Origin of the sequence: Kosakonia oryzendophytica, from assembly GCF_900094925.1 — a bacterium.
Lineage (GTDB): Bacteria > Pseudomonadota > Gammaproteobacteria > Enterobacterales > Enterobacteriaceae > Kosakonia > Kosakonia oryzendophytica.
Genome location: NZ_FMAY01000001.1, coordinates 602,780 through 619,121, shown reverse-complemented (window position 1 = coordinate 619,121; position 16,342 = coordinate 602,780). Strand labels below are relative to the sequence as shown.

Sequence of the window (16,342 nt, the reverse complement as noted above, 5' to 3'; positions counted from 1 at the left end):
TTCTAAAAATGACGAATATTTGGCCTGTACGTATGCAGGCCATTAATAATTACGGTGCGTTTCTCCTGACTTTGAGGCAGTATGTAGTGATGGAACAACGGCTTAGCAAAAAGTGCTGAAAGCTGTTCTGTTATGCAAAGCCTGACAGTCTTATACTAGGGGTCCAGGCTTAATTGACCCGGTTTTTTCGCGGCGCGTGTAGGCATTGCGGTCACGCGCGCCTGAATGTTTAATTTCACGTACCAGTAGTTGTAGCGAATGAATACTGAAGCCACTCACGACCAAAACGAAGCACAAACCACTGGCGTACGTCTGCGCAGCGCCCGTGAACAACTTGGACTCAGCCAGCAAGCGGTTGCAGAGCGCTTGTGCCTGAAGGTTTCCACGGTACGCGATATCGAAGAAGACAGGTCACCCGCTGACCTGGCTTCTACCTTTGTGCGTGGTTATATCCGCTCTTATGCCCGGTTGGTGCATATTCCCGAAGAAGAATTACTGCCAATGATTGAGAAGCAAGCGCCGGTCAGAGCCGCGAAAGTGGCTCCGATGCAGACGTTCGCTTTAGGCAAGCCGCGTAAAAAACGCGACGGCTGGCTGATGAGTTTCACCTGGCTGGTGCTGTTTGTGGTGGTAGGCCTGACCGGCGCCTGGTGGTGGCAGAACCATAAAGCGCAACAGGAAGAGATCAGCACCATGGCCGATCAATCCTCTGCTGAACTCAATGCTAACAACAGCAACGAACAGAGTGTTCCACTGAATACCGACTCCTCTTCCGCCCCGGTAGATAACTCCTCGACGTCAGTTGAGCAGCCTGCGCCGACCACAACGGCTCAGGCTCCGGCGGTTGCACAGCAAGCCCTGGCAAACACCGCTAACCAGAACACAGTGGTACCGCCGTCTCAGGCTAACGTTGATTCTGCGCCTGCGGCAATGGCGAACAACGGGCAACTGCCGACCGATCAGGCAGGCGTTGCTGGAGCGGCAGCCAACAGCAATGGTCTGGCGATGACCTTTAACGCCGACTGCTGGCTGGAAGTGAGCGATGCAACTGGCAAAAAACTGTTCAGCGGCATGCAGCGTAAAGATGCAACGTTGAATCTGGCGGGCCAGGCACCGTATAAACTGAAAATCGGCGCACCGTCAGCAGTCCAGATCCAGTATCAGGGTAAACCTGTCGATCTGAGTCGTTTTATCAGAACTAACCAGGTTGCGCGTCTGACCCTCAATGCCGAACAATCAGCAGTACAGTAACAGACGGGCAACGCGGGAGATTTTTCATGCATAACCAGGCTCCGATTCAGCGTCGGAAATCGAAACGGATTTACGTTGGTAATGTGCCAATCGGCGATGGCGCGCCTATCGCCGTGCAGTCAATGACAAACACCCGCACCACGGATGTTGAAGCCACGGTTAACCAAATCAAAGCCCTTGAGCGTGTCGGCGCGGATATCGTCCGCGTTTCCGTCCCGACGATGGACGCAGCGGAAGCGTTTAAACTGATCAAACAGCAGGTGAGCGTTCCGCTGGTGGCGGACATTCATTTTGACTACCGCATTGCGCTGAAAGTGGCGGAATACGGAGTGGATTGCCTGCGTATCAACCCGGGCAACATCGGCAACGAAGAACGTATTCGCACCGTTGTTGATTGCGCGCGTGACAAAAACATTCCTATCCGCATCGGCGTGAACGCCGGATCGCTGGAAAAAGATCTTCAGGAAAAATATGGCGAACCGACGCCGCAGGCGCTGCTCGAATCTGCCATGCGCCATGTGGATCATCTCGATCGCCTGAACTTTGATCAGTTCAAAGTCAGCGTCAAAGCCTCTGATGTGTTCCTCGCCGTTGAGTCTTATCGCCTGCTGGCGAAGCAGATCGACCAACCGCTGCATCTGGGTATCACCGAAGCTGGCGGCGCACGCGCGGGTGCGGTGAAGTCGGCGATTGGCCTCGGCCTGCTGCTCTCCGAAGGGATTGGCGATACGCTGCGTATTTCGCTGGCCGCCGATCCGGTGGAAGAGATCAAAGTCGGTTTCGATATCCTGAAATCCCTGCGCATCCGCTCCCGTGGTATCAACTTTATCGCCTGCCCGACGTGTTCCCGTCAGGAGTTCGATGTTATCGGTACGGTTAATGCGCTGGAGCAACGTCTGGAAGATATCATCACGCCCATGGACGTTTCCATTATTGGCTGCGTGGTGAACGGTCCGGGTGAGGCGCTGGTCTCTACACTGGGCGTGACAGGTGGCAATAAGAAAAGCGGCCTGTATGAAGATGGCGTGCGCAAAGATCGCCTTGATAACAGCGATATGATCAGCCAGCTTGAAGCCCGCATTCGCGCCAAAGCGTCGATTCTGGATGAAGCGCGCCGCATCGACGTGCAACAGGTAGAAAAATAACGTGACTGGGAAGCGGCTGGCTTCCCGTGTATGATGAACCCGCCAGGCGCTCCGGCCCTGAGGGTTCATTTTTTGTATTCATAAAGAGAAGAAACGTGGCAAAGAATATTCAAGCCATTCGCGGCATGAACGATTATCTGCCTGGCGAGACCGCCATCTGGCAGCGCATTGAAGGCACCTTAAAAAACGTGCTCGGCAGCTACGGTTACAGTGAAATCCGTTTGCCGATTGTAGAGCAGACCTCGTTATTTAAACGCGCGATCGGTGAAGTGACCGACGTGGTTGAAAAAGAGATGTACACCTTTGACGATCGCAATGAGTTAAGTCTGACGCTGCGTCCAGAAGGTACGGCGGGCTGTGTACGCGCCGGCATCGAGCATGGTCTTCTGTACAATCAGGAACAACGCTTGTGGTATGTCGGGCCCATGTTCCGCTACGAGAAGCCACAAAAAGGACGCTACCGCCAGTTCCATCAGTTGGGTGTTGAAGTGTTTGGCCTGCAGGGGCCGGATATCGACGCCGAGCTGATTATGCTGACCGCCCGCTGGTGGCGTGAGCTGGGTATTGCTTCCCATGTTGCGCTTGAACTTAACTCCATCGGTTCACTTGAAGCGCGTGCGACCTACCGCGATGCGCTGGTGGCGTTCCTCGAACAGCATAAAGATAAGCTGGACGAAGATTGCCTGCGTCGCATGTACACCAACCCGCTGCGCGTGCTGGACACCAAAAATCAGGACATCCAGACGCTGTTGAACGATGCGCCGAAACTGGGTGATTACCTGGATGACGAGTCCCGCGAACACTTCGCTGGGCTTTGTGCATTCCTGGATGCGGCAGGCATTGCCTATACCGTTAACCAGCGCCTGGTGCGCGGTCTGGACTACTACAACCGCACTGTATTTGAGTGGGTCACCACCAGTCTGGGCGCGCAGGGCACCGTGTGTGCTGGCGGTCGTTACGACGGTCTGGTTGAACAATTGGGTGGTCGCGCCACACCGGCGGTGGGCTTCGCGATGGGTCTTGAACGACTTGTTTTGTTAGTTCAGGCAGTTAATCCGGAATTTAAAGCAGAATCCGTTGTCGATATATACCTGGTGGCGTCTGGCGCCAATACGCAATCCGCTGCGATGCAGTTGGGTGAGCAGGTGCGTGATGCGTTACCTGGCGTACGGCTGATGATGAACCACGGCGGCGGCAATTTCAAAAAACAGTTTGCCCGTGCAGACAAGTGGGGCGCTCGCGTCGCACTGGTGCTCGGCGAATCTGAAATCACCGACGGTAATGTTGTGGTGAAGGATTTACGCTCTGGTGAGCAGAGTACGGTAACGCAGGACAGCGTTGCGGCGCATTTGCGCACACTACTGGGCTAATCTCCCCGGTGAATTATCGTTAAGGAGAAGGACTGCGTGGAAATTTACGAAAACGAAAACGACCAGGTAGACGCGATTAAGCGCTTCTTTGCTGAAAACGGCAAAGCGCTGGCTGTTGGCGTTGTTTTAGGTATTGGTGCGCTGGTTGGCTGGCGCTACTGGACCAATCATCAGGCTGATACAGCAAAAGCCTCATCGCAAGCTTATGAAAACGCGGTTTCCGCGCTTCAGGCAGACAAACCCGAGTCGTTCGCGGCGGCGGAGAAGTTTGCCGCTGACAACAAAAACACCTACGGCGCGTTAGCGTCGCTGGAACTGGCGCAGCAGTACGTTGATAAAAACGAGCTGGACAAAGCTGCTGCCCAGTTGCAACAAGGGCTCGCGGCGACCAGCGATGAAAATCTGAAAGCGATTTTCAATGTGCGTCTGGCGCGTGTTCAGGTGCAACTGAAACAGCAGGATGTTGCGCTCAAAACACTGGATGCCGTAAAAGGCGAAAGCTGGGCAGCTATCGTGGCTGATTTACGCGGCGAGGCACTGCTGAGCAAAGGCGACAAACAAGGCGCGCGCACCGCATGGGAAAACGGCATTAAAAACAATGCTTCCCCTGCGCTGAGTGAAATGATGCAAATGAAAATTAATAATTTGTCCATCTAAGAGGGACCCGATGCAATTGCGTAAATTACTTCTGCCTGGGCTGCTTTCCGTTACGTTATTGAGCGGCTGTTCCCTGTTCAATGGCGAAGAAGATGTTGTCAAAATGTCCCCGTTGCCGGTTGTTGAAAACCAGTTTACGCCGTCAACGGCGTGGAGCACCTCCGTTGGCAACGGTATCGGCAATTTCTATTCCAACCTGCATCCGGCCTTTGCGGATGGCGTGGTATATGCCGCCGATCGCCATGGTGTGGTGAAAGCTCTGCATGCAGAAGATGGTCGTGAAGTCTGGTCCGTGAATCTGGCCGAAAAAGATGGCTGGTTCTCAACCCGCGCTGCACAGCTTTCTGGCGGTGTGACTGTTTCCGGCGGCCACGTGTATGTCGGTAGTGAAAAAGCACGCGTTTATGCGCTGAACACCAGTGATGGCTCTACCGCCTGGCAAACGAAAGTGGCCGGTGAGGCACTGTCTCGCCCGGTCATCAGCGATGGTCTGGTGCTGATCCATACCAGCAACGGTCAGTTGCAAGCGCTGAATGAAACTGATGGTGCAGTAAAATGGACCGTTAACCTGGATATGCCTGCGCTCTCTCTGCGCGGTGAGTCTGCTCCGACTGCTGCCTTTGGTGCTGCCATTGTTGGCGGTGATAATGGTCGCGTGAGTGCGGTGTTGATGCAGCAAGGCCAGTTGATTTGGCAGCAACGTATCTCTCAGGCAAACGGGCCGACGGAAATCGATCGTCTGAGCGATGTAGACACCACGCCGGTTGTGGTGAATGGTGTCGTGTACGCGCTGGCTTACAATGGCAACATGACAGCGTTGGATCTGCGCAGCGGCCAAATCATGTGGAAACGTGAGCTGGGTTCAGTCAGTGATTTCATCGTTGACGGCAACCGTATCTATCTTATCGATCAGAACGACCGCATTCTGGCGCTCACCACGGACGGTGGTGTAACTCTGTGGACACAAAGCGATCTGCTGCACCGTAACCTTACCGCTCCGGCGTTGTATAATGGTTATATTGTGACAGGCGATAGCGAAGGCTATGTGCACTGGATTAATGTCGAGGACGGCCGTTTTGTGGCACAGCAGAAAGTCGACAGCTCTGGTTTCCTGACCGAGCCGGTCGTTGCCGATGGCAAACTGCTGATCCAGGCAAAAGACGGTACGCTGTACGCCATCACGCGTTAATCGCGCTGAGGTTGTCGTTCCCGAAAACGGCTCCTGTTGCAGGAGCCGTTTTCCTGTTTTTAAAACGCTGCGCAAACCGCGCCGTTTTGCTAATGAATTTTCTGTAATGAGGCTTCAAACATGGTACCTGTGGTCGCGCTTGTCGGGCGCCCTAACGTTGGAAAATCCACGCTATTTAACCGTTTAACACGCACCCGTGATGCGCTGGTAGCGGATTTCCCGGGTCTGACTCGTGACCGTAAGTACGGTCGTGCTGAAGTGGAAGGCCGTGAATTTATCTGCATCGATACCGGCGGTATCGACGGCACGGAAGACGGTGTGGAAACCCGCATGGCGGAACAGTCGCTGCTGGCGATTGAAGAAGCCGATGTGGTGCTGTTTATGGTGGATGCGCGCGCTGGCCTGATGCCTGCTGACTCCGCTATTGCGAAACACCTGCGTGCGCGTGAAAAACCGACCTTCCTGGTGGCGAACAAAACCGATGGTCTGGATCCGGATCAGGCAACGGCGGATTTTTACTCGCTGGGCCTCGGTGAAATCTACGCCATTGCCGCATCGCACGGGCGCGGTGTGACCAGTCTGCTGGAACACGTGCTGATGCCGTGGATGGACGAGCTGAATCCGCCGGAAGAGGTGGACGAAGACGCTGAGTACTGGGCGCAGTTCGAAGCCCGTGAAAACGGCGAAGAAGAAGAGCCGGAAGATGACTTTAACCCGCAGGATTTGCCGATCAAGCTGGCTATTGTCGGTCGTCCGAACGTCGGTAAGTCCACACTCACTAACCGTATTCTTGGTGAAGAGCGTGTTGTGGTGTATGACATGCCGGGGACCACGCGTGACAGTATCTACATCCCGATGCAGCGCGATGAACGTGAGTACATACTTATCGATACGGCGGGCGTGCGTAAGCGTGGCAAAATCACTGATGTGGTGGAGAAGTTCTCCGTTATCAAAACGCTGCAGGCGATTGAAGACGCTAACGTGGTGCTGTTGGTGATTGATGCCCGCGAAGGCATTTCCGATCAGGATCTGTCGCTGCTGGGCTTTATCCTTAACAGTGGTCGCTCGCTGGTGATTGTGGTCAACAAGTGGGATGGCCTGACCCAGGAAGTGAAAGAACAGGTTAAAGAGACGCTGGATTATCGCCTTGGCTTTATTGATTTTGCCCGCGTGCACTTTATCTCTGCGTTGCACGGCAGTGGCGTCGGTAACCTGTTTGAGTCGGTTCGCGAAGCCTACGACAGCTCTACCCGTCGCGTGAGCACTGCGATGCTGACCCGCATTATGACGATGGCATCGGAAGATCATCAGCCGCCGCTGGTGCGCGGTCGCCGCGTGAAGCTGAAATACGCGCACGCCGGGGGGTATAACCCGCCGATTGTGGTGATCCACGGTAACCAGGTTAAAGACCTGCCGGATTCCTACAAACGCTATCTGATGAACTACTTCCGTAAATCGTTGGACGTGATGGGTACGCCGATCCGTATCCAGTTCAAGGAAGGGGAAAACCCGTTTGCAGAGAAGCGCAACACCCTGACGCCGAACCAGATGCGTAAACGTAAGCGTCTGATTAAACACATTAAGAAAAGCAAGTAATGCGTCACGCCAAACCCGCCATCCGGCGGGTTTGCTGTTATGGTCAGGCCGTTTGCGATTTTGCCCACTCTACAGCGTGCTCAGCCAGGATCATCTCCCCGGAATAAAAATCGTATAACACGCCGCCGGAAAGCTTCGCCAGACAACTGGCCGCAGCCAGTGCTGCCATGGTTTCAGCGGGTCTGCTTCCGGCACAAAATGTGATGCTGTAGTTGAACGGTTGCACGCCATCCAGCTCTGCAAAATCGTCATCATCAAGTTCGCGCGCGTAATACTCGAAACCGGATATTTTTTCTTCCACCGGGCAGGGCAGAAAGCCGCTGAAGGTGAGAGGGTCAAAATCATCATCCAAATCGCACGCAAAACCCTGCTGCTTTATTTCTGCTCTCCACGCTGGGGGGGCGGGCATCTTCGCAGCATGAAGATAAACGCTAAAATCCCGTGACATAACCGCTCCTTGCTATTTATGAACGCCCTATTTATCACATGCTGTTATCCACGAGCAGAGATTTTTTTCATCACTTACGGAGGTACACCTTGGCCAACCAGACCAAAGATAAAACAGGCGACGGATTATTTGTTACCCGCCGTGTATGATAGTTGCAGTGAAACATGAAGGAGCTCGTTATGGATTTAAAATGCCCGACCTGCCACAACCCACTGGAACAGGTGGGAACGCACGCCCACTGCAACGTCTGCGATACAGACATTGAAGTACAGGCCAACTGCCCGGAGTGTCATCAGCCTCTGGAGGTGTTAAAAGCCTGTGGCGCGGTGGACTTCTTCTGCCAGCACGGCCACGGGCTGATTTCCAAAAAACGCGTTGAATTTACCCTGCGTTAAGACTTGCAGATACACCCTTCACCTTCGCGCCACAGATCAATAAAAGAGGGAGGGGCTTTACTTTCCGGGATCAGCAACAACACATCTGTTGGCTGCGTGGTCCAGGTTATCTGTACACGGTAAAAGCGCTGGTCGCCGCGTCCTGGTGAATCTGGCTGCCCGGGCGGTTGCCCGAGCGGCAAAGCCTGGTGCAGGATCTCAACCAGGCGCTGGCGCTGCTCGTTGCTGAGCTGGGCAATGACAATTCGCCGTTTGCCGCTCAGCTTCGGCATAAAAGCCAGCCCGCCTTCACGGGCTAACTCCACCACCGCATCGTCGGTTAATTCCGGTTCGTTCATCATAATACTCCGACATCTTTCCACGCCTGCTCAATGGCTGCCGACACCTTTTTGCCGGAGCGTTTTTCGCCGTGTTTGATGGTGAGTTTCGCAAAAGCGGCAAAATCCGCGTCTTGCGCCAGTGACTTATCGCAGACGGTATCGTACCAGGCGTACCCTGTTTGCTCCCAGGCATGCCCGCCAACGGCAGTCGCCGCCAGGTAAAACGCGCGGTTAGGAATACCGGAGTTCAGGTGTACGCCGCCATTATCTTCCCGGGTTTTGACATAGTCCTTCATATGCGCGGGCTGCGGATCCTTACCCAATAACGGGTCATCATAGGCGGTGCCAGGCTCAGACATCGAACGTAGCCCACGGCCGTGAATGCCTTTTGCCAGCAAACCCTCGCCAATAATCCAGTCTGCTTCGGCGGCGGTTTGTTGTTTGTGATACTGCTTCACCAGCGATCCAAAAACATCCGATAGCGACTCATTCAGTGCGCCCGCTTGTTCAAAGTAGATTAAGTTCGCTTCTGTTTCTGTGACACCGTGGCTGAGTTCGTGCGCTACGACATCAATGGCTATCGTAAAGCGGTTAAAAATCTCACCGTCGCCATCGCCAAAGACCATCTGCTGACCGTTCCAGAAGGCGTTTTGATACTCTTTGCCGTAATGCACGGTGCCGTTGAGGATCAATCCCTGGTTATCCAGCGAGTTGCGCTGATAAATCTGCCAGAAGAAATCGTGCGTGACGCCAAGGTAATCGTAGGCTTCATCCACGGCGACATCGCCATTCGATGGCTGACCTTCGTACCGTACCTGCTCACCGGGCAGGGTCTCTTTTTGCTGCGCGTCATAGATATCGCGCACCAGTTCACCGGGGGAGGTCACCAGCGGCGCATTGACTTTGCCATGGCTGTGGGCCATCAGCGTTTGCACGTGCGTTAACGTCTGGCGGGCGCAACGTTGTTGCAGCTCGGAACCATTATCAATAATGCGGCGAAGGATATAAGGCGGGATAACGCTGTACGGGCGATATGAATGCATGTTGATCTCCTTGATAAAACAACAAAGAACAACAAAAAGTATAGGACCGCAGGATCCGGGGGACGGACAAATTAGGAGGATTTACGCTGGCGCGGTTTTTTTACGGGCTTGACGGCGCTGACTTCGCTCTCTACCCAGCCATCGTTTAGCCGCGTGGTCAGCTTGTCGCCCGCTTTCACCTGTTTAGTCTGTTTCAACACTTTGCCATCCGTCGCGGTGGTCACGCTGTAGCCACGCGCCAGTGTCGCCAGCGGACTGACTGCTTCCAGATGAGTGATAGCCGTTCCAAAGCGTTCACGCGTGTGACTTAAGCGGTCGCGAATGGTCTGGCTGAGGCGATACTCCAGTTGTTGCACGCGAGTTTGCGCCCGGTGAATACGCGGCTGCGGATTTTGCTGGTTCAGGCGCTGCATCACACGTTGCTGGCGTAAAGATGCACGCTTTAACTGGGTATCCAGCGCATTGTGCATGCGCTGTTGTAAACGGTCCAACACGGTTTGCTGGCGTGCCAACCTTAATTGCGGGTGCTGTTGTTGCAAACGGTGATTCAGTTGCGCAAAGCGGCGGTTGCGGCCTGCCAGGTAATAATCCATCGCCATTTCGAGACGCTGCTGCATCGCCTGCACCTGGCGCAACAGTTCCAGTTGATTACGGCTGACGATTTCCGCCGCTGCAGACGGCGTTGGCGCACGCAGATCGGCGACAAAATCGGCAATCGTCACATCAGTTTCATGCCCGACAGCGCTGACCACTGGAATGGTGCTTGCAAAAATCGCCCGCGCCACGCGCTCGTCATTAAAGCTCCATAAATCTTCCAGCGAACCGCCACCGCGCCCGACAATCAGCACGTCACACTCCTGGCGCGCATTCGCCAGTTCGATGGCACGTACAATCTGTGCGGGGGCATCTTCGCCCTGAACTGCCGTCGGGTAAATCACCACCGGTAGCGACGGATCGCGGCGTTTCAGCACATGGAGAATATCGTGCAGCGCAGCGCCGGTTTTCGAGGTAATCACGCCAACGCAGTGCGCAGGTGAGGGAAGTGATTGCTTACACTGCTGGTCAAACAACCCTTCGGCAGCAAGCTTCGCTTTAAGCTGCTCGTACTTCTGTTGCAGTAAACCTTCGCCCGCCGGTTGCATGCTTTCAACCACAACCTGATATTCACCGCGCGGTTCATACAGCGTGATATTGGCGCGCACCAGCACTTGCTGGCCGTGCTGTGGGCGGAAGGTGACACGACGATTGCTGTTGCGGAACATCGCGCAGCGCACCTGGGCGGTGTCGTCTTTTAACGTGAAGTACCAGTGGCCTGAAGAAGGTTGGGTAAAGTTGGAGATTTCGCCGCTGATCCACACCTGGCCAAGTTCGCGTTCCAGCAGTAAGCGCACCGATTGATTCAGGCGGCTGACGGTATAAATGGAAGGGGATTGGAACGATGACATGTGAGCCAGATCAAATTCTAAATCAGCAGGTTATTCAGTCGATAGTAACCCGATACGAGGGGATAGCAAGTATTTTTCTTAAAAAAGTGTGGATGCAATCGGTTACGCTCTGTATAATGCCACGGCAATATTTAACCCCCCAGGTCAGAGATATTGCCCATGCTACGTATTGCTAAAGAAGCACTGACGTTTGACGACGTCCTCCTCGTTCCCGCTCACTCCACCGTTCTGCCGAATACTGCCGACTTGAGCACGCAGCTCACCAAAACCATTCGCCTGAACATTCCTATGCTCTCTGCGGCGATGGATACCGTGACCGAAGCGCGCCTGGCGATTGCCCTGGCACAGGAAGGCGGCATTGGCTTTATTCACAAAAACATGTCGATTGAGCGCCAGGCAGAAGAAGTTCGCCGCGTGAAAAAACATGAATCCGGCGTGGTTAAAGATCCACAGACCGTGCTGCCAACCACCACCCTGCGCGAAGTCAAAGAGCTGACCGAACGTAACGGCTTTGCCGGTTACCCGGTTGTCAATGGCGATAACGAACTGGTCGGCATCATCACCGGTCGTGATGTGCGTTTCGTGACCGACCTGACTCAGCCGGTCAGCGTTTATATGACGCCGAAAGAGCGTCTGGTGACCGTTCGCGAAGGCGAATCCCGCGAAGTGGTCTTCGCTAAAATGCACGAAAAACGCGTTGAGAAAGCGCTGGTTGTGGACGACAGCTTCCACCTGCGCGGCATGATCACCGTTAAAGACTTCCAGAAAGCAGAACGTAAACCGAACGCCTGTAAAGATGAGCAGGGTCGCCTGCGTGTTGGCGCGGCAGTCGGTGCAGGCGCAGGTAACGAAGAGCGCGTCGATGCGCTGGTTGCCGCCGGCGTTGACGTACTGCTGATTGACTCCTCTCACGGCCATTCCGAAGGCGTGTTGCAACGCATTCGCGAAACCCGTGCTAAATACCCGGACCTGCAAATCATCGGCGGTAACGTTGCAACTGGCGCAGGCGCTCGTGCGCTGGCAGACGCTGGCGTAAGCGCGGTGAAAGTTGGTATCGGCCCAGGCTCCATCTGTACCACCCGTATCGTGACCGGCGTGGGCGTTCCGCAGATCACCGCCGTTTCCGATGCGGTTGAAGCGCTGGAAGGCACCGGCATTCCGGTTATCGCTGACGGTGGTATCCGCTTCTCTGGCGACATCGCTAAAGCTATCGCCGCTGGCGCAGCTGCTGTGATGGTTGGCTCCATGCTGGCGGGCACCGAAGAATCCCCGGGCGAAATCGAACTCTACCAGGGACGTTCTTACAAATCTTACCGTGGCATGGGCTCCCTGGGCGCAATGTCCAAGGGCTCTTCTGACCGCTACTTCCAGAGCGATAACGCCGCCGACAAACTGGTGCCGGAAGGCATTGAAGGCCGCGTTGCCTATAAAGGCCGCCTGAAAGAGATCATTCACCAGCAGATGGGCGGCCTGCGTTCCTGTATGGGTCTGACCGGCTGTGGTACTATCGACGACCTGCGTACCAAAGCGGAATTTGTGCGCATCAGCGGTGCGGGCATCCAGGAAAGTCACGTTCACGACGTGACCATCACCAAGGAATCCCCGAACTACCGTATGGGTTCTTAATGATTTTCGCGCCCGGTTTTACCGGGCGCTTTCGTAACTTGCCTCGGAAGTAGCGTCAATGACGGACAACATTCATAAACATCGTATTCTGATCCTCGACTTCGGTTCCCAGTACACCCAGCTGGTTGCGCGCCGCGTGCGTGAACTGGGCGTTTACTGCGAACTGTGGGCGTGGGATGTCACCGAAGCGCAGATCCGCGACTTCAATCCAAGCGGCATCATCCTTTCCGGCGGCCCGGAAAGCACCACCGAAGACAACAGTCCGCGTGCGCCGCAGTATGTGTTTGAAGCAGGCGTGCCGGTGCTTGGCGTGTGCTACGGCATGCAGACCATGGCCATGCAACTGGGCGGCCACGTTGAAGGTTCCAATGAACGTGAATTCGGTTATGCGCAGGTAGAAGTACAGACCGACAGCGCGCTGATCAGCGGTATTGAAGATTCGCTGACCGCAGACGGCAAAGTATTGCTGGACGTGTGGATGAGCCACGGCGACAAAGTAACGGCGATCCCGGCTGACTTTGTGACCGTTGCCAGCACCGAGACGTGCCCGTTCGCGATTATGGCGAACGAAGAAAAACGCTTCTACGGGGTGCAGTTCCACCCGGAAGTGACCCACACCCGCCAGGGCCTGCGTATGCTGGAGCGCTTTGTGCGCGACATCTGCCAGTGCGAAGCGCTGTGGACGCCGGCAAAAATCATTGATGACGCTGTTGAACGCATCCGCCAGCAGGTGGGCGACGACAAAGTCATCCTCGGCCTTTCCGGCGGTGTGGACTCTTCCGTGACCGCGATGCTGCTGCACCGCGCCATCGGCAGAAACCTGACCTGCGTCTTCGTGGACAACGGCTTGCTGCGCTTGAACGAAGCCCAGCAGGTAATGGACATGTTCGGCGACCACTTCGGTCTGAACATTGTTCACGTGGAAGGGGAATCCCGTTTCCTGGCCGCGCTGGCTGGCGAAAACGATCCGGAAGCGAAACGCAAAATCATTGGCCGCGTGTTTGTGGAAGTGTTCGACGAAGAAGCCCTGAAACTGGAAGACGTGAAATGGCTGGCGCAGGGCACCATTTACCCGGATGTGATCGAATCTGCTGCTTCGGCTACCGGTAAGGCGCACGTTATTAAGTCTCACCACAACGTGGGCGGTCTGCCGAAAGAGATGAAGATGGGCCTGGTTGAGCCGCTGCGAGAGCTGTTCAAAGACGAAGTGCGTAAAATTGGTCTGGAGCTGGGCCTGCCGTACGACATGCTGTACCGCCACCCGTTCCCGGGTCCGGGCCTCGGCGTTCGCGTACTGGGCGAAGTGAAGAAAGAGTACTGTGACCTGCTGCGCCGCGCCGATGCGATCTTTATTGAAGAGCTGCATAAAGCCGATCTCTACAACAAAGTGAGCCAGGCTTTCACCGTGTTCCTGCCGGTTCGCTCCGTGGGCGTGATGGGCGACGGTCGTAAATACGACTGGGTTGTCTCCCTGCGTGCTGTAGAAACCATCGACTTTATGACCGCACACTGGGCGCATCTGCCGTACGATTTCCTCGGCCGCGTCTCCAACCGCATCATCAACGAAGTCAACGGCATCTCCCGCGTGGTGTATGACATCAGCGGCAAACCGCCAGCTACCATTGAGTGGGAATAAGATTTAGCTCCTGCTGATATATTAAATATCAAATATTAAAGCCCGCGAAAGCGGGTTTTTTTGTTTTTTTATATAGTGTTTTTGAGAGATTTATTGGCTGCTAATTAATTTTTTTATCGATTAATCGAGGGTATGATTAAATATGTATGAACGGTATTTAATGTAATACTCTTTATATTTTCAGATATAAGATATATTTTACATAACATTATAATAATCATTGTCTTTAAGTTAAATTAATTTAGATGGCAGTGTTGTGGTTTGGTTTTTAACGAATGAAATTTGTCTGAGATGTTTTTTTTGATATAAAAATTAAATTGTTAATGTCCGTTGGGATGGTTTAGTCTCATTACTTGTACTTAATTCGACAAACACTCGAAGCTATAGATCTTTGACAGTCAGTTTAGTGCCAACAGCGAACATTGCTGGCACATGGTATGTTAGTTTATGAGGAGCAGGTCAGTTAGGGTAAACTATCTCATGGTAATCTTTGGGATGTTTAGGTATAAGCTGAGCAACTTACTTTAGGAGTAGAAATGGATCTCGTTAAACTTAAGGTTAGTAATATAAAAAACATCAAGTCAGCTGATATAGAGCTTCCGATGGAAGGGGGGGTATATAGTTTGGTTGGTGGAAATGGCAGTGGAAAAAGTACTTTAATGCTTCTTCTTTCAGTTATTGTTAGCAGTAGAAGATACAGTATGCTTCAACTTGAGGATTATGACAAAACCTCAGAGATTGAAATTTCAATGTCCATTGGTGGAAATGTAAGTAACAATAAATGGAAAGTCAGTGGCGCCAATAAATTTGTTGTTAGTGGTGGAGTTCCCATTGAATTTAAAGGAGTATATGAAGGGAGCTTATTTTACGGATCTAGGTTTGAGGATTCGAGAGTTGTTGACAATTTAATAAGAAGTAACTCAATTAAACCAGAGCACATTGTAGATGCCTTTGATTACGTAAAGGATAATCTTAGTTACATTCTTCATGGAGACATGAATCATTACCGCACATTGAAGAAAATAAAAAACAAAAAAATATCCTTGCAGTATCAATTCTCTAATGTTCCATATTTCACAGTTTCTCCCACAGGAGCACTCCTTAGTCAATACAGAATGAGTTCAGGAGAGTGTCTATTACTTTCCTTACTGAACTATATTTACAGTACTATAGTTAACTCTGGCGCTACAGGTGTTACAAGCATATCACCAGTATTCATAGATGAAATTGAGTTAGCTTTACATCCTATTGCCATTACCAGATTGGTCTCGTACTTAAACGAATTAGTAGAGCAGTTCCCCAAGGTCTGCGTGTATTTGACATCACACTCTCCTGAGGTTATACGATCCCTAAAACCAGAAAATATGTTCATGATTAATAACTCATCTGGTGATATTTCCCTGATAAATCCATGTTATCCGAGCTATGCAATCAGAGAAGTATACAGGCATGATGGATTTGATTATCTAGTTTTGGTAGAGGATAAACTGGCCGAGAAGATCGTTGATATGTCCATCTCTGACATAGGGGCAAGAGAGAGTAAACTCATTCATATATCCCCTGTAGGGGGGTGGGAAAATGTACTATCTCTCCACTTGAACTTACTTAAAAATAACGTTATGGGTGTGAATAAAAAAATAATAAGTATTCTTGACGGTGATGTTAAAACAGATGTCTCAGCCAAAAAAGAATTTACGCACCTTGTTAAAACTTTCCTACCTATACCTAGCATTGAGAAATTTATATACAGTTCCATTTTCGAAGGGAAGTACCCTGGGTTTAAAAAAGTATTAAATGACAAATATTTCCCAATAAAATCCATAGATGAATTGTCTTTAGAGCATAGTCGACAGTTCAAAGGAAAGGTCAAGAATCCTGATAAAAAGTTCTATTTCAGATTAAAGAAAGATCTTGAATCTAGGAACATCGATGAATCCTACTTCATATCCAATTTATCCGAAGATATAAAAAGAGAAATATCATTCGAAGCCTTTAACGTAGCACTCACAGGGCTGCTTAGGTGATGTGAGGAATACAAAACGTATATCATAAAAGACCCTCTCTTGCGGAGGGTCTTTTCCAGCCATTGATCTGCGACCCGGCGGATTAATACATAGCAATCTTAGCTATATCCGTGGTGATGCAATTTCGTACTTCCGCTTTTAGCTCACAGCGGACCTTCAGCTCAGCCAACTCGTCCGCTTAGTGCCAACAGCGAACT

At 52.4% G+C, this 16,342-nt stretch carries 14 protein-coding genes; 10 read left to right on the top strand and 4 right to left on the bottom strand.

Annotation, left to right across the window (positions count from 1 at the left end):
* The first annotated feature begins 258 nt into the window (after positions 1-258).
* From rodZ to der, 6 genes are all read left to right on the top strand, one after another.
* A complete protein-coding gene (rodZ, locus tag GA0061071_RS02905) occupies positions 259-1,251 on the top strand; it encodes a cytoskeleton protein RodZ (protein WP_088238211.1) in 993 nt (330 codons plus the stop codon).
* Between the two features lie 26 nt (positions 1,252-1,277).
* The gene (gene ispG / locus GA0061071_RS02900; protein ID WP_061493719.1) at positions 1,278-2,396 is read left to right on the top strand and encodes a flavodoxin-dependent (E)-4-hydroxy-3-methylbut-2-enyl-diphosphate synthase; all 1,119 of its coding nucleotides are present in this window, start codon (positions 1,278-1,280) and stop codon (positions 2,394-2,396) included.
* Positions 2,397-2,491: 95 nt separating this feature from the next.
* A complete protein-coding gene (hisS, locus tag GA0061071_RS02895) occupies positions 2,492-3,766 on the top strand; it encodes a histidine--tRNA ligase (protein ID WP_088238210.1) in 1,275 nt (424 codons plus the stop codon).
* A gap of 36 nt (positions 3,767-3,802) precedes the next feature.
* Positions 3,803-4,423 carry a YfgM family protein gene (locus GA0061071_RS02890; RefSeq protein ID WP_088238209.1) on the top strand — a complete coding sequence of 207 codons (621 nt, stop codon included), beginning with the start codon at positions 3,803-3,805 and terminating at the stop codon, positions 4,421-4,423.
* Between the two features lie 10 nt (positions 4,424-4,433).
* On the top strand, positions 4,434-5,612 hold the full coding sequence (gene bamB, locus GA0061071_RS02885) for an outer membrane protein assembly factor BamB (protein ID WP_061493722.1): 1,179 nt from the start codon (positions 4,434-4,436) through the stop codon (positions 5,610-5,612).
* 120 nt (positions 5,613-5,732) lie between these two features.
* Entirely contained in the window at positions 5,733-7,208 is a 1,476-nt protein-coding gene (gene der, locus GA0061071_RS02875) for a ribosome biogenesis GTPase Der (protein ID WP_061493723.1), read from the top strand.
* Positions 7,209-7,251: 43 nt separating this feature from the next.
* On the opposite strand, the gene GA0061071_RS02870 is transcribed toward der, so the two are convergent.
* Positions 7,252-7,656: a hypothetical protein gene (locus GA0061071_RS02870; RefSeq protein ID WP_088238208.1), complete on the bottom strand. Its 405-nt coding sequence runs from the start codon at positions 7,654-7,656 to the stop codon at positions 7,252-7,254.
* A gap of 179 nt (positions 7,657-7,835) precedes the next feature.
* Between GA0061071_RS02870 and GA0061071_RS02865 the strand changes: the two genes are divergently transcribed.
* Complete coding sequence (locus tag GA0061071_RS02865; RefSeq protein WP_061493725.1) at positions 7,836-8,051, top strand: zinc ribbon domain-containing protein; 216 nt, start codon at positions 7,836-7,838, stop codon at positions 8,049-8,051.
* Here the strand turns inward: GA0061071_RS02865 and GA0061071_RS02860 are convergent.
* The 3 genes from GA0061071_RS02860 to xseA form a co-directional block, all read right to left on the bottom strand.
* The gene (locus GA0061071_RS02860) at positions 8,048-8,389 is read right to left on the bottom strand and encodes a protealysin inhibitor emfourin (RefSeq protein WP_167352621.1); all 342 of its coding nucleotides are present in this window, start codon (positions 8,387-8,389) and stop codon (positions 8,048-8,050) included. The two genes, GA0061071_RS02865 and GA0061071_RS02860, sit on opposite strands and share 4 nt — an antisense overlap.
* Entirely contained in the window at positions 8,389-9,414 is a 1,026-nt protein-coding gene (locus tag GA0061071_RS02855; RefSeq protein WP_061493726.1) for a M4 family metallopeptidase, read from the bottom strand. The genes GA0061071_RS02860 and GA0061071_RS02855 overlap by 1 nt, the downstream gene beginning before the upstream one ends.
* A 71-nt stretch (positions 9,415-9,485) precedes the next feature.
* On the bottom strand, positions 9,486-10,859 hold the full coding sequence (gene xseA, locus GA0061071_RS02850) for an exodeoxyribonuclease VII large subunit (RefSeq protein ID WP_061493727.1): 1,374 nt from the start codon (positions 10,857-10,859) through the stop codon (positions 9,486-9,488).
* A 159-nt stretch (positions 10,860-11,018) separates the two neighbouring features.
* Here xseA and guaB point away from each other — a divergent pair, with 159 nt between their 5' ends.
* From guaB to GA0061071_RS02835, 3 genes are all read left to right on the top strand, one after another.
* On the top strand, positions 11,019-12,485 hold the full coding sequence (gene guaB / locus GA0061071_RS02845; RefSeq protein WP_061493728.1) for an IMP dehydrogenase: 1,467 nt from the start codon (positions 11,019-11,021) through the stop codon (positions 12,483-12,485).
* Between the two features lie 58 nt (positions 12,486-12,543).
* A complete protein-coding gene (guaA, locus tag GA0061071_RS02840; protein ID WP_088238206.1) occupies positions 12,544-14,121 on the top strand; it encodes a glutamine-hydrolyzing GMP synthase in 1,578 nt (525 codons plus the stop codon).
* A gap of 536 nt (positions 14,122-14,657) precedes the next feature.
* Positions 14,658-16,145, top strand: coding sequence for an ATP-dependent nuclease (locus tag GA0061071_RS02835; protein WP_088238205.1), 1,488 nt, complete (start codon positions 14,658-14,660; stop codon positions 16,143-16,145).
* Positions 16,146-16,342 lie beyond the last annotated feature (197 nt).